We start from the raw sequence: 14,057 nt of genomic DNA, 5'->3' as shown, positions 1-14,057 counted from the left end.
ACCGTATTAAAACATGAAAATAGCAATCCTTCCTTTTAAGCTTATCATTATTTCAAGTCTAATTTTTACCGTGCTTAGCTGTAAAAACGAAACAACAAAACCCAAGCATTCAACTTTAAATGAAAGTATTGAAATAAAGGTAGATTCGGTTTTGGCACTCATGCAGATTAATGAAAAAATCGGGCAGTTAGTGCAATATAGCGGGAAATGGAATGCTACCGGACCCTCATCAACAAAAGGCGATCAGCATAAACTTGAAAAGCTTAAAAAGGGTGAGGTGGGCTCGATGTTAAATATAACTTCTGTAGCGAGCATTCGGGAAACCCAAAAAATAGTTATGGAGCATTCAAGGCTTAAAATCCCATTGATTTTTGCTTATGATGTAATTCACGGATATAAAACCATTTTCCCCATTCCGTTAGGTGAAACAGCGAGTTGGGATTTAAATATTATAAAACAATCGGCAGCCATTGCAGCCAAAGAAAGCGCAGCTTCAGGTTTAAATTGGACCTTCGCCCCCATGATTGATGTGTCCAGAGATGCCCGTTGGGGGCGCGTTATGGAAGGCGCCGGCGAAGACCCGTATTTAAATGCAGTTGTTGGTGTGGCGCGTATTGAAGGGTTTCAAGGCGATGATTTGTCCCATATTTATACCATTGCAGCCTGCGCTAAACACTTTGCAGGCTATGGCTTTGGTGAGGCCGGTCGGGATTATAACACCGTTAATGTTGGTACAAACGAACTGCACAACACCATTTTACCACCTTTTAAGGCTGCCGCCGAAGCTGGTGCGGCAACTTTTATGAATGCCTTTAACGATATTGATGGTATTCCGGCCACAGGACATAAAATTTTACAACGCGATATTTTGAAAGGGGAATGGAACTGGAATGGATTAGTGGTTTCAGATTGGGGTTCTATTGGTGAAATGAGGGCACACGGTTATGCTGAAGACAAAAAACACGCTGCCGAAATAGCTTTGAATGCAGGAAGTGATATGGACATGGAATCGTATGCTTACGAAGCGCATTTGGAAACCTTGCTTAACGAAAAAAAGATTTCAATCCATCAAATTGATGATGCGGTAAGACGGGTTTTAAGGCTTAAATTTGAATTGGGACTTTTTGATGACCCCTATAAATACTGCAACGAGCAACGCGAAAAAGATAACGTTTACTCTAAAGAAAATTTAGCCGTAGCTCGCGATGTTGCAAAAAAATCTATTGTATTGCTTAAGAATGAAAAGGGTTTATTGCCACTTTCAAAACAACTTAAAAGCATCGCGGTTATTGGTCCCTTGGCCGATGATAAAGATTCGCCTTTGGGAAACTGGCGCGCTAAAGGCGAATATAATTCGGCAGTTTCATTATTGGAAGGTGTTAAAAATGCCGTTGGCAAAAACACTAAAATACATTATGCAAAAGGCGTTGATTTAACGATCCCAACCATTGAGCCCGGGGCGAATCAGTTTTTACTGCCTTTAAAATTTAATACCACAGACGACTCCGGAATTGCAAAAGCCGTTGAGGTTGCCAAAAAATCTGATGTTGTTTTATTGGTAATAGGCGAAAATGCGTATCAAACAGGCGAAGGCCGCAGTCAAACCAATATTGGGTTTTTAGGACTTCAAAATGAATTATTGGAAGCCGTTTATAAAGTGAATAAAAACATTGTAATTGTTTTAATGAACGGCAGACCCATGGATTTAAGCCGCGCTTCTGAAATTGCACCAACCATTTTAGAGTGTTGGCATTTGGGTTCTGAATCTGGAAATGCCATTGCCGATGTTGTTTTTGGAGATTATAATCCGTCGGGAAAATTACCGGTATCATTTCCGCATAACGTTGGTCAGGAGCCTTTGTATTACAACCAAAAAAATACCGGAAGGCCATACAGCAATAAACATGTTACATTTTCAGGTTACAGAGATGCTCCGAAAAAGGCTTTATACCCCTTTGGTTTTGGTTTGAGCTATACCACTTTTAGTTATGGTGATTTGCAATTGGATAAAAATGAAATAAAAGCTAGCGGCGACATAAAAGTATCTGTTAATGTAACCAATACCGGTGATAGAGCAGGTGAGGAAGTCGTACAACTTTATATTCGGGATTTGGTTGGTAGTTTTGTGAGGCCAGTAAAAGAGTTAAAAGGATTTGAAAAAATAATGCTAAACCCTGGCGAAACCAAAACGGTCAGTTTTACTATAAACGAAAAAACACTTCAATTTTACACGGCAAACAATACCTGGGAAGTAGAACCCGGTAAATTTAATGTTTGGGTTGGAGGCGATTCTACAACGACTTTAAAGAAAAGTTTCAGTGTTGTTGAATAAGTAAACACTTTAAACGGCAATAAGGCAACAATTATTTTTGATGCGATAGAAAATCTGTAATCTTAGTTATAACGGCTTTTAAATGCTTGGGAAGCGTTGGTTTTTCCCAAGGATGCTGTGCTCCAAAAACATGGTTGGCATCTTTAATAATCTCAAGTTGACTGTTCGGGTTCCAACTATGAAGCTGAGTTGCTTCTTCCATAAAAACACTGGTATCGCTATCGCCATGAATAATTAAATACGGTATTTTTAAGTTTGAAACGGCGCGCTTTATGGTTAGCCTGTTTTCATTGGCAATAAAATCTTCATAGAATTGATAATAATGCGGCATTTGTTGTTTTGTTCGTCCGTTTATAACATATTTTACACCGTCTTTTTTCCATTGTTCTAAATTACCAATTGTTGATGTTCTTTTCCCAAAATCGCAAACACCAGCTAAACTAATTACGTTTTTTATTCTGCTATCTTCTTCAGCTTTTATAGTTACAATGCCACCAGCTCTACTGTGCCCCATTAATGTTATGTTGCTTATATCGGCATTCTTTTTTAGCTCAGAATTCGAGCATACCCAATCGATAACAGATTCCAGATCGTCTAATTCCTTGGTGAAATTATTATTTCCAAAAGCCTCCAAATCAGGAAAATCGATTGGTTGTTTTACGGTGCCGCCATTGTGCGAAAAATTAAATTTCACAAAGTAAAAACCAGCCTCGGCAAATGCTTTAGCCATTAAATCCCAAGCGCCCCAATCCTTAAAACCTTTGTATCCATGGCAAAATATTAGTATAGGTTTTTTAGCGCTATCGTCTTTAAAAAACAAATCGGTTAAAATGGGTTTTTCGTGTTTGCCTTTAACAACTATGTTTTTTTCAATAATCATTTATATTTCTTTTTCAGTGAAAGGTATATCTAAACTACAAATTTCTAATACGAGCTTTTTTAGTTCGGTTTCAAATGAAGAAATAGTTTCTTGAGTGATTAACGATTTTTTGGTTCTACTTCTCGAACTGTCTTTTTTTGCAAATTTTAAAAACCCAGAATTTAAGTTTTTAAATGAAATAATACCAGCTTCAACAGGAAGCTTAATTTGATTGGATTGGTGCATCATAAGTGCATAGGTAAGCACTTGGAAGCTTTTGCTGTATTTATCGTAATCGGTAGTAATGGCTTCCCAATCTACAATTTCTACGCTGTTTTGGCTTACCTGCCCCGTTTTGTAATCAATAATTCTGGTTACACCATTGTACTCATCAACCCGATCTACTTTTCCTGTTAAATTTATAGGAAAATTAAGTTCGGGAATATCGATTAACACGTTGTTTTCGGCTTCAACGGCAATCATTTTTATTTGGTTTCCAGCTTTTAAATCCTGTATTTCCAAATCCAAAAAGTTGGATACGTAACGTTTTGCTATTTCAAAAACAATAAGATTTTTACCTTTGGTAATATCACCTTCTTTATATTCGTTTTTAAAATGATGGCTTACCGTTTCATTAATTTTAGGCTTTAAATTTGTTATGTTTTCAACCGTTAAAAACTCACCAATAAATGGTTTGTAAAAATCTTCAAGCGTGTTGTGTACAACGGTTCCTAAGGTGTTTGCCGCAACGGTTTCTTCGGCATCGTTGTGTGCTGCAATTTTTAATATTTTCTGATAATAAAAATCAATAGGATTCCTTATGTAGTTGGTTAGTGAAGAAGGCGAAAACCCTTGTTTTGCCACATGAATAATTTGATTTAATAACTGGGGCGTTTTGTTTATTTGGTTTAATTCCGGTTGTATTACTGGCACATGGGGCGCAATAATTTGGTGGTTTATTTTATGAATATCTTCTAACTGCAACTGCGTAATAAACCTGCTTTTTTCGCCACCGGTAAGCACATCGGCTTCGGTATTGTATATAATATAGATGTTTTTGGCGCGTTGCAAAAGCCTGTAAAAGTGATAGGTGTAAACCGCATCTTTTTCTTTATAAGTAGGCAGGTTGTTTTCTAATTTAACATCGAACGGAATAAAGGAATTGTTGCTTTTTCCAGAGGGCAAAAGGCCTTCGTTTACCGAGGAAATGATAACGGTTTCAAAATCCAGAACCCGAGATTCCAGCATACCCATAATTTGTAAGCCCTGTAAGGGTTCGCCTTGAAAATCTAGCGTTTCGGAACTTAACAATTCTTTATAAATGCTATATAAAGCTGAAATATCTTTAATGTGATTATACTCGGTATTTAATCGAGACAATTCGTTAAACAGTTCATTAAATCGAAATAAATATTCTAAGGATAATAAATTTGAGGCTTTGTTTTCAGATAAATAATTTCTAATAGTCAAGATTAATTGCTCGCAATTTTTTAAAGCCGAATCAATCGAGGTTTCCCAATTGGCAAACAGTATATTAATTATGGTTTCGGCTTTATCAGCCATTTGTTTTAGCCTATCGGAAGTTAAATAAATGATGTTATTGGCCTCAATGGTTTCAATTATTTTGGAAGCGTAATCTGTATTATCATAATAGAATATTGGTCTTATAAATTGATGTGATATAATGTTTATAACATCTTTAAAATAGAATGATTTCGATTGATTTTTATGAAGTTTAAACAAGCTCTCGAAAAGTGATGCCAACGGAATGGATTTTAACGGAAAACCCATGGTAATATTTAAAGCTTCGATAGTTGATGGCAGCGAATTTAAAACGGGAATCAATAAATTTTCATCGCCTAAAACAACGGCTGTGTTTTGTAACGACGGGTTGTTTTGGCTTAAATTGCTTAAAAGGGTTCCGATGTATTTAGATTGTCCGATGTTTTTTGGAACGCCATAAATAGAAATATTCTTTTCTTTTGAATAATTGTTGGTAATCCAATAAAACGGATTGTTTTCGAAATATTTCCAGCGGGTTTGATGCTGCCTTGTAAACAGTGCGGCATCGTGTTTTGGGTTGTTAAAAAAAACTTGGTCGATGTCCCAATAAATTTTTGCCAAATTATGTTCAAGCAGTTTTTTTATAATGGTTTCCTCGGCGGTGTTTAGTGCATTAAAACCTAGAAATACATATTGTTTATCGTTATTGCTTTGAATGTAAGATTCTAAATTTTTTACTGCTTCTCTGTAAATTAATCCTTGATAACCAACATTTTTATTTAAAAGTTGTTTAGTAAAATGCGTGTAATAAGTGTAAAGTTTGCTCCAAAACGATAGGTAGTTTTTAACAAAGTCGGATTTATTTTCATCTAAATACCAATGGTTTAACTCTTGTATATCGCTTAAATAATTAAATATGTTTTCTTGCGGAATGAGGTACCTGTCAATTTCGTTAAAATCCTGTAGTAATAGTTGTGCCCATTTTGAGAACACCTCAAAAGCATCTTGATTTTCTTTTTTGGTTAATGCTGTGTAGCTATTGTAAAACTCGAACAAAAGCTCTGTATTTAAAATGGGTTTAAGTTGCGACAGCGTTTCTGTAAATTCTTCAATACTAACAATTTGAGGAGAAAAAATGGTTTGGTTGGTTACTTTATGCAGCTGGTGCTTTAAAAACAACCCCGCTCTTTTACTAGGCAGCACAAAGGTTAGTTTAGAGAAATCGTGGTTCTTGTTTTGCAAGTCTTTTAAAACATCAAAAATAAAAGTCGTCATTAAAGTTAAGTTGGTATGACATAAAAATAAAAAACGCTTCGGATAACCCGAAGCGTTTTTCTATAAAAATTATTTTTTAAAAACCGTATAATTAGTTTTTAGCTAAGTTAATTTCTACACGTCTGTTGTTAGCTCTACCTTTTCTGGTTTTGTTAGAATCGATTGGTTTAGATTCTCCGTAACCAAGAGCAGAAAGTCTAAATGCATCGATACCATTATTTACTAAGTACTCTTTTACAGAGTTGGCTCTAGAATCAGATAGTCTTTGGTTTAGTTTTTCGCTACCAACACTATCAGTGTGTCCTTCTACAGTAAATTTAGAGTTAGGATACTCGTTTAAGATTTTAATAATATCACCTAAAACTTCTGCAGATTGTTTTTTGATGGTAGATTTACCCGTATCAAACAAGATAGTTTTAGCATACTCGTTAAGTTGCTTTTGTACTTCTTCAGATACTTCTGGACAACCGTTGTTGGCTACAGTACCTTTAACCTCTGGACAGTTATCGTCTTTATCTAAAACACCATCGCCATCAGTATCTGGCCAAGGGCAACCATTGTTTGCAGCAGGACCAGCTTCGTTAGGACATTTATCGTCTCCATCAGCTATACCGTCTCCATCAGCATCAGGACAACCCGCTAAGGCTTTTAAACCAGCTACTGTTGGGCAGTTGTCATCTTTATCGGCAACACCGTCGCCATCTGTATCAGGGCATCCGTTAAGTTCTGCTAAACCAGCTTCGTTAGGGCAATCGTCTTTAGAATCTTCAATACCATCGCCATCTGTATCAGGGCAACCGTTAAACGCCTCTAAACCTGCAACATCCGGACAGGCATCGTCTTTGTCGTAAATGCCATCACCATCGGTATCGGTTCCGCCAAATTTAATAGAGATTCCGGCAGTGTGCTGGAAGTGTGTAGTTAAATAATCTTCAAAGGCATGTTTGTAAGCTGTTTGAAGTGTTAAGCCAACGTTTTCGTTAAACCAAACGTTAAGGCCTAAAGTGCCGTTTAGTGTACCAGCACCAACTTCGTCAATCCAAGTGTAACCACCACCAACACCTAAGTAAGGCTCTAGTGTTTTAGAGTTAACTAAGTTAGCTAAGCTGTACTTAATGGTACCGTCTAAGCCGTAGTAAGATAAGTCGTCCACATCGTTTGTAACATCTGGATCCTTACTTTTATCTCCCCATTTGCTAATTTTGTTTAAAGATCCTGTTACTCCAAAAGAGAAGCCATCGCCTAAAAACTTAGATACCGAGATAGATGATAAAGAAGGTAAGATGTTCCAGTGGTCTTCAACGTTGAAATATTCGTCAAAAATAGTTTCACTAAAAAGACCGCCATCGCCATTTGGGTAGGCGTCAACCGCGTTTACACCAATGTTAATTTGCCATCGGTTGTTTTCGTCTTGCGCATTAACGTTGCTATAACCAAGTACAAGCAACATAGCGAACAATAATCTGCTAAGATTTTTCATATTCAAAAGTTTAATTTTTAAGTGTTAATTGTAAGCAAAAGTAAGTTGTTAATTGTTATTAACAAAGACAAATATATAAAAATATTGTATTACCCTTTTATTCATCGATAGTTCGGAGCGGTTTTAGATAATATTAAGGGTTTTACCAACTTTGGTAAACGCTGCTATGGCCATGTCTAAATGTGTTTTAGTATGGGCTGCCGATAGCTGTACGCGAATTCTTGCTTTGCCTCTCGGTACAACGGGAAAAAAGAACCCGATAACGTAAATACCTTCTTCTAAAAGCATATTTGCCATGGTTTGCGACAATTTTGCATCGTAAAGCATAACAGGAACAATAGCAGAATCTCCATCTATAACATCTAAACCTGCTGCTTTAATGCCTTTTTTAAAATAATTGGTGTTCCATTCTAACTTATCTCTTAGCTGGGTATTGTTTGCAAGCATATCAAAAACCTTTATGGATGCACCAACAATGGCCGGTGCTAAGGAGTTTGAAAACAAATAAGGCCTTGAGCGTTGGCGCAACATATCTATAATTTCTTTTTTCCCAGTGGTGTATCCTCCCATAGCGCCACCTAGAGCTTTCCCTAAGGTTCCTGTAATAATATCTATGCGATCCATAACGTTTTTTTCTTCCAGTGTTCCGCGGCCTGTTTTGCCTATAAATCCTGTGGCATGGCACTCATCAATCATAACCAAAGCATCGTACTTATCGGCCAAATCGCAAATATTATCGAGTGGTGCGACCAATCCATCCATAGAAAACACGCCATCGGTTACTATAATTTTAAAACGCGCCCCGTTTTTACTGGCTTCGATTAATTGTTTTTCTAAATCGGCCATATTGTTATTTTGGTATCGATATCGCGCTGCTTTGCACAAACGAACACCATCAATTATAGAGGCATGATTTAAGGAATCTGAAATGATGGCGTCTTCTTTTCCTAATAAAGGCTCGAAAACCCCACCGTTGGCATCAAAAGCTGCGGCATATAAAATAGTGTCTTCGGTTCTGTAGAAATTGGCTATTTTCTGTTCCAATGTTTTGTGAATGTCTTGAGTGCCACAAATAAAGCGTACCGAGCTCATCCCAAATCCATGGGTGTCCATAACGTCTTTTGCAGCTTGAATCACCTCGGGATGCGACGACAATCCCAAGTAATTATTGGCGCAAAAATTTAAAACCGTTTCGCCCGTATTTAAAGTTATTTCGGCACCCTGGGCCGAGGTTATAATACGCTCTTCTTTGTAAAGCCCTTGGTCCTTAATGTCTTGAATCTCTTTTTGTAAATGTTGTTTTATATTGCCGTACATAGTTCTGTAATTTTTTATAAAGTTATATTTCTTTTATTTGAATATCTTCATTTATATAAACAAGGATTTTTTTGTTTACTTTTAAGTGCATCTCTTCTAAAACGTCTTGATAAAGCTGTAATTGTTGGAAGTGCTTTTTATCTTCAAAACCTGTTTTGTAATCTATTATAGCAGCTTCGTTATTAGCATTTAAAACTACGCGATCCGGACGTAAAATGATGCCCGATTTTGTAATAATATCGCGTTCATTATAAATGCTATGATTTAAGGTAAAATAATCTTGAAGTTTTGAATGGCTAACGATCTGGTTTACAGTTGTTTTTAAAATATTGGCTTGTTCTGGGTTTATTGAAGCGGAATCGATAAAATCGTTAACAGCAGTATCAATATCGGCTTTGGTATTAATTTTAGACATGATATTGTGAATAAGATTCCCTTTTTCAATGGCCTCTTTTTGTGTGGTGTCCCAAAGTAAACCAGATTTGGTTACTACTTTTATGTTATGGGTTTCTTTTGCTGTAGAAATAAATTGCTGCTGGATTTTAGTTTCCTTTTTTATTATTTCTTTTTCAATAGTTCTTTTAGGATTTCCGAAACTATACTTTAATTTAGAATCTTCCCATTCATTTATATGTTTTAAATATTCAATAAACAAACCCGAATATCGATTGGTTTTTACCTCGCCTTTTGCTGATATATCTTTATTTGAAATAACATGCAATTGCTCCACAGCCCTTGTTAAGGTTACATAAAGCAGATTGATATTGTCTAATTCTTGCTCAGATTTATGGGTGTTAAAAATACGTAAACCTTCGTTACTATAAAACTCGAAATCTTTATTGTAATTTAGTAAAGTATGCGAAAAGCCTTTGTATTGTTCTTTATCTATTGCAAACCATTCTTTGGGTTCCAGCTCTCGGTAAATATCTAAATCGGCAAACGGGAAAATAACCACCGGAAACTCTAAACCTTTAGATTTGTGGATGGTCATGATTTGAACCGCATTTTGCCCCTTGGGCGATACAATACTCAAGCTTTCTTTTTTCTTATCGAAATGCTGTAAAAATGCCGAAATATCCGATCCTTTTTTTTGCGAAAAATCTAAAACCACATCCAAATAAAACTGAATGTAAGCGTTTGATGTTTTTACTAAATTAAAGGTTCTCACAATGGTTTCAGCCAAATCGTAAAGCGGAAGCTGCAATACATTTTCACTATTTATTTGAATATTAAATTGCTCAAAACTTTTTAATAATTCTGAAATTGAAAGTTGAATATGGTTTGAAAAAAATTCGTGCTTGTTTTCAATATTAAAAATTGTGGTTAAATAATTTAAAACTGCAATTTTTATTTCGTTGTTTTTAGGCTGAATTAAAAGCGCCAACACATTATTTATAAAGTTAACTTCGGGCGAATTGTTTAGCAAAAGCGTTTCAGAAGATACAATAGGAATGTTATGCTGGCTCAAAAAATTAGCCACAGCAACACCCTCTTTTTTCTTGCGTACCAAAACACAAATATCCTCCAGATCATAACCGTTTTTTAAGCAATTATTAATGGTGTTTAAGGTGTGTTCTGAAAACAGCTCGTTTCTATCATCCTCTTTTTCAATCTCTAAAAACGAAAGCGCAACATAACCTGCTTCTTTGTTGGTAATGTTTTGCTGTGCGTTTTCGTAAAGCGTTTTGTAATCAATAGCCGAAAAAACTTGTTGCGATAAAAACTTAAAAAAACCGTTGTTAAAATCAACTATTTCTTTAAAACTGCGGTAATTCTCCTGGAGTGTTTTTACATTTTGTTTAATCTGGAAAGGGTGTTTTTTCTCGTTAAACAAATCTATAAACTGTTCGGCTTTGCCACCGCGCCAACGGTAAATGGCTTGTTTGGCATCGCCCACCAACATGGTGCTTCCGTTTTCGGCAGATAGCGAATTTTCTAAAAGCGGGATTAAATTTTCCCATTGCATAACCGAGGTGTCTTGAAACTCATCGATAAAATAATGCTTGAATTTTTCGCCAATACGCTCGTATATAAAAGGGGTAGGTTGGTTTTTTATTTCTTTGCTGATAATGGCATTGAATTCTGAAATAAGCATTTTATTCTGCTCAACTTTTAAAGTATTTAATTCGTTATTTATAGCATTTAAAACCGAAAGTGGCGTAACGTTTTTGTAAAATGCCTTTAAGAATTTAAGATGAAAAACCGCTTGTTTGGTATGGTTAAAAGCTTTGGCTAATTGGGGTTGAATTTGGTTAATTATTGAGGCTACATCATCAGAAACTTTTTTAGGATATAATGTTTGGGTTTCAATATCTTCTTGCCATTTTGTTCCAAAAGACACATTGAAATTTTTATTAGCTAATTTGTTAAAATGCTTAGGCAAATAACTGCTCGAAAAATCATTAAATTCCAAACCAGCCTCTTCAATTAACTCTAAAACACCCTGTGCATCTTTAACGATAGTGGTTTCAAAAGCTAAAATCTCTTTTTTTAAATGCGATTTAAGGGCTTTAAAATCGTTTAAAGTTTTGTGTTTTAAGGTTTCAATAAACGGCATGTCGTTTTCGTTAACCAACAATTTTGCAATCTTGTTAAAATCGAAAGACACATCCCAACTTTTATCGTCATCGGCTTTTTCAATGGCAAAATCCACCAAAATTTTGGTTAGTGCACCATCGGTTCCTGCTTTCGATATTAAGCTGTCAACCGCTTCATTTAAAAGGGAATCTTGGTCCAATTCAACTTCAAAATTCAAAGGCAATTTTAAATCGTGCGCAAAGGTGCGTATCAATTTATGTGTAAAACCATCAATAGTGCTAATATCAAACGCTGCATAATTATGTATAATAGTATTTAGTAGTTTTTCTGCTTTTTCGTGGAGTTTTTTAGGTTCTATTTCCAATTCTTCACAAATATCATTAAACATACTATTTGTAGTTTTTAAAACGGCCTTGTTAGAAAACGTTTTAAGCACTTCTATAATGCGGTCTTTCATTTCTGCAACCGCTTTATTGGTAAAGGTAATGGCCAAAATGCGCTTAAAAAGATAGGGGTTGTTCGAGCTAAAAAGGATTTTTAAATAGGCCTTTACCAACGTATAGGTTTTTCCGCTGCCCGCAGAAGCATTGTAAACAGTAAAAGGAGAATTAGGCTGCATAGCACAAATTTAGATACAATATAGAAACAATCAATACATTCATAACGATTTATTATTTTTTATTGAAGCGTTTTATCCGTAAATTTGAATGAAAATAAATATTAATATTTTAAAAATAAAAAATTATGGCTTTCGAATTACCGAAATTAGGATACGATTATGATGCTTTAGAGCCCCACATAGATGCCCGCACTATGGAAATACACCATTCTAAGCATCACCAAGGATATACAAACAACTTAAATAATGCTATTGCAAACACCGATTTAGATGGAAAATCTATTGAAGATATTCTTGCAAATTTAGATATGAATAACGGTGCTGTTAGAAATAACGGTGGCGGATATTACAACCACTCGTTGTTTTGGACGGTTATGAATCCTGAAGACAGAGGCTATTTATCGGGCGATTTAAAAGACGCTATTGAAGCTGCTTACGGCTCTAAAGACGAGTTTATTGCCGCTTTTAGTAAAGCAGCCGCAACACAGTTTGGCTCTGGTTGGGCCTGGTTATGTGTACACAAAGGCGGAAAAGTAGAAATTTGTTCTACGCCAAACCAAGATAACCCATTAATGCCAGGCGTTAGCTGTGGCGGCACACCTATTTTAGGGTTGGATGTTTGGGAGCATGCCTATTATTTAAACTACCAAAACCGTCGTCCGGATTATATTGATGCTTTTTTTAAAGTTATTAATTGGAACGAAGTAGAGCGCCGTTACGCCGAAGCGAAATAGAAACATTTCATATAATAATTTAAAGAGGCTGTCTAAAAAGTCAATTTCTACTCTCAATGTAACACTGGGTAATATCTTTTCGGACAGCCTCTTATTTTGGTCTTATACCTTAATTCGATTTAAAAGTGTTTTATTTGATATAAATAAAACTCAATCAATATACTCGGTTTCTAAAAAATAGTTTACAATAGCTTCTTTCATTAAAACACTTTGTTCTCCTGCTTTTAAATGGGGTAAGATTTCCAAAGTTTTGTAATGCGGCCATCCATCGTTATCTACAAAATCGAGTTCGTAATAGCCGTAAGGAGTTAGCAATTTGCAGATGGCAATATGCATTAAATCTAGTTTTTGCTCTTTTTTGTAAGTTCTGTTTAATTGCCCAAGCTCTTGCACACCTATTAAGTATATAATAGCATCTAGGTCTAAAATGTCTCCTTGGGCAAATTGGTTGGATAGTTTTTTTACTACCAAATCCCAGCGTTGTTTTAATTTTTCGTCTCTAGACATAAGTGAAAAAATGGTATTTTTTTTAAATTCAAAGTTAACAAATGGCTTTGTTCTTTCAAGAAATTTCTAGTTTTAATTGTTATGCAAATCGTGATTTTATTTTATTCTGAAATACAAAAGGGGAAAAGAGTGTTTTATTTCAACAATTTTAAGTGCTATGCTTTGGCGGTAGCCAATTTTTATCGCCAACTGGGGATTTAAATCATATATTTACAAAAAAAAACAAAATGAGCACTATAGATATAGTTTTAGGGGCTTTAATTTTATTTGGACTTGTTCGTGGGTTTATTAAAGGTTTTTTTGTTGAAGTAGCATCTTTAGTTGCCTTAATAGCTGGGGTTTATGGTGCCATACATTTTAGTAATTTTGCTGCCGATTTTTTGCAAACCAAAGTAGATTGGAACGAGAAAACCATTAACATTACCGCTTTTGCGATAACCTTCGTTATTATAGTTTTGGCCATTGCTTTAGCCGGAAAAGCACTAACCAAATTAGCAGATTTTGCAGCCCTTGGTATTGTAAATAAATTTTTAGGAGGTGTTTTTGGGGCTTTAAAAATTGCACTTATTTTAAGCGTAGCTCTAAATATATTTAATAAGCTAAACAGTACCATTACCTTTGTTGATGAAGATAAAATAGACCACACGGCTCTTTACAAACCTGTAAAAAATTTAGTGCCAATTATTTTTCCTAATATTTTAAGTACTGATATTGATAACAAGACTTTTAAAAAAGATGAGCAATAACAAAGGTTGTTTAAACTATTTTATTGGCTTAAAAAAATTAGGTTTGCATCGTATAAAAAAGTAAAAAAAGAGGCTGTCTAAATAATAGCTGTAATGTTATATTGAGCTTGTCGAAATATTTTCAGCTTCCTTATAATCAATATCAGT

At 35.2% G+C, this 14,057-nt stretch carries 9 protein-coding genes; 3 read left to right on the top strand and 6 right to left on the bottom strand.

Annotation, left to right across the window (positions count from 1 at the left end):
• Positions 1-13 precede the first annotated feature (13 nt).
• Entirely contained in the window at positions 14-2,332 is a 2,319-nt protein-coding gene (bglX, locus tag ACFSQS_RS13535) for a beta-glucosidase BglX (RefSeq protein WP_388019972.1), read from the top strand.
• Positions 2,333-2,363: 31 nt separating this feature from the next.
• On the opposite strand, the gene ACFSQS_RS13530 is transcribed toward bglX, so the two are convergent.
• From ACFSQS_RS13530 to ACFSQS_RS13510, 5 genes are all read right to left on the bottom strand, one after another.
• On the bottom strand, positions 2,364-3,212 hold the full coding sequence (locus tag ACFSQS_RS13530; protein WP_388019969.1) for an alpha/beta hydrolase family protein: 849 nt from the start codon (positions 3,210-3,212) through the stop codon (positions 2,364-2,366).
• Positions 3,213-5,969, bottom strand: coding sequence for a PD-(D/E)XK nuclease family protein (locus ACFSQS_RS13525; protein ID WP_388019966.1), 2,757 nt, complete (start codon positions 5,967-5,969; stop codon positions 3,213-3,215).
• A 91-nt stretch (positions 5,970-6,060) separates the two neighbouring features.
• On the bottom strand, positions 6,061-7,449 hold the full coding sequence (locus ACFSQS_RS13520) for an OmpA family protein (protein WP_388019963.1): 1,389 nt from the start codon (positions 7,447-7,449) through the stop codon (positions 6,061-6,063).
• A gap of 123 nt (positions 7,450-7,572) precedes the next feature.
• Complete coding sequence (gene kbl, locus ACFSQS_RS13515) at positions 7,573-8,766, bottom strand: glycine C-acetyltransferase (protein ID WP_388019960.1); 1,194 nt, start codon at positions 8,764-8,766, stop codon at positions 7,573-7,575.
• Between the two features lie 22 nt (positions 8,767-8,788).
• Positions 8,789-11,923, bottom strand: coding sequence for a UvrD-helicase domain-containing protein (locus ACFSQS_RS13510; protein ID WP_388019957.1), 3,135 nt, complete (start codon positions 11,921-11,923; stop codon positions 8,789-8,791).
• A gap of 125 nt (positions 11,924-12,048) precedes the next feature.
• Between ACFSQS_RS13510 and ACFSQS_RS13505 the strand changes: the two genes are divergently transcribed.
• Positions 12,049-12,657, top strand: a complete 609-nt coding sequence (locus ACFSQS_RS13505) for a superoxide dismutase (RefSeq protein ID WP_388019954.1) — start codon at positions 12,049-12,051, stop codon at positions 12,655-12,657.
• 150 nt (positions 12,658-12,807) lie between these two features.
• Here ACFSQS_RS13505 and ACFSQS_RS13500 read toward each other — a convergent pair whose 3' ends face one another.
• Positions 12,808-13,164, bottom strand: coding sequence for a hypothetical protein (locus tag ACFSQS_RS13500; RefSeq protein WP_388019951.1), 357 nt, complete (start codon positions 13,162-13,164; stop codon positions 12,808-12,810).
• 227 nt (positions 13,165-13,391) lie between these two features.
• On the opposite strand from ACFSQS_RS13500, the gene ACFSQS_RS13495 reads away from it, so the two are divergent.
• Positions 13,392-13,910, top strand: coding sequence for a CvpA family protein (locus tag ACFSQS_RS13495; protein WP_388019948.1), 519 nt, complete (start codon positions 13,392-13,394; stop codon positions 13,908-13,910).
• Positions 13,911-14,057: the final 147 nt, after the last annotated feature.

The sequence above is a fragment of the Gelatiniphilus marinus genome (assembly GCF_042684345.1).
In the GTDB taxonomy this organism is placed as follows: Bacteria; Bacteroidota; Bacteroidia; order Flavobacteriales; family Flavobacteriaceae; genus Gelatiniphilus; species Gelatiniphilus marinus.
Note: the sequence above shows the minus strand (reverse complement) of the source record. Positions and strands in the feature narration are given on the sequence as shown.

Bases quoted from the DNA above. Each gene is read 5' to 3' on its own strand.
- bglX (WP_388019972.1), top strand. From the start codon at position 14: ATGAAAATAGCAATCCTTCCTTTTAAGCTTATCATTATTTCAAGTCTA.
- ACFSQS_RS13530 (WP_388019969.1), bottom strand. From the start codon at position 3,212: ATGATTATTGAAAAAAACATAGTTGTTAAAGGCAAACACGAAAAACCC.
- ACFSQS_RS13525 (WP_388019966.1), bottom strand. From the start codon at position 5,969: ATGACGACTTTTATTTTTGATGTTTTAAAAGACTTGCAAAACAAGAAC.
- ACFSQS_RS13520 (WP_388019963.1), bottom strand. From the start codon at position 7,449: ATGAAAAATCTTAGCAGATTATTGTTCGCTATGTTGCTTGTACTTGGT.
- kbl (WP_388019960.1), bottom strand. From the start codon at position 8,766: ATGTACGGCAATATAAAACAACATTTACAAAAAGAGATTCAAGACATT.
- ACFSQS_RS13510 (WP_388019957.1), bottom strand. From the start codon at position 11,923: ATGCAGCCTAATTCTCCTTTTACTGTTTACAATGCTTCTGCGGGCAGC.
- ACFSQS_RS13505 (WP_388019954.1), top strand. From the start codon at position 12,049: ATGGCTTTCGAATTACCGAAATTAGGATACGATTATGATGCTTTAGAG.
- ACFSQS_RS13500 (WP_388019951.1), bottom strand. From the start codon at position 13,164: ATGTCTAGAGACGAAAAATTAAAACAACGCTGGGATTTGGTAGTAAAA.
- ACFSQS_RS13495 (WP_388019948.1), top strand. From the start codon at position 13,392: ATGAGCACTATAGATATAGTTTTAGGGGCTTTAATTTTATTTGGACTT.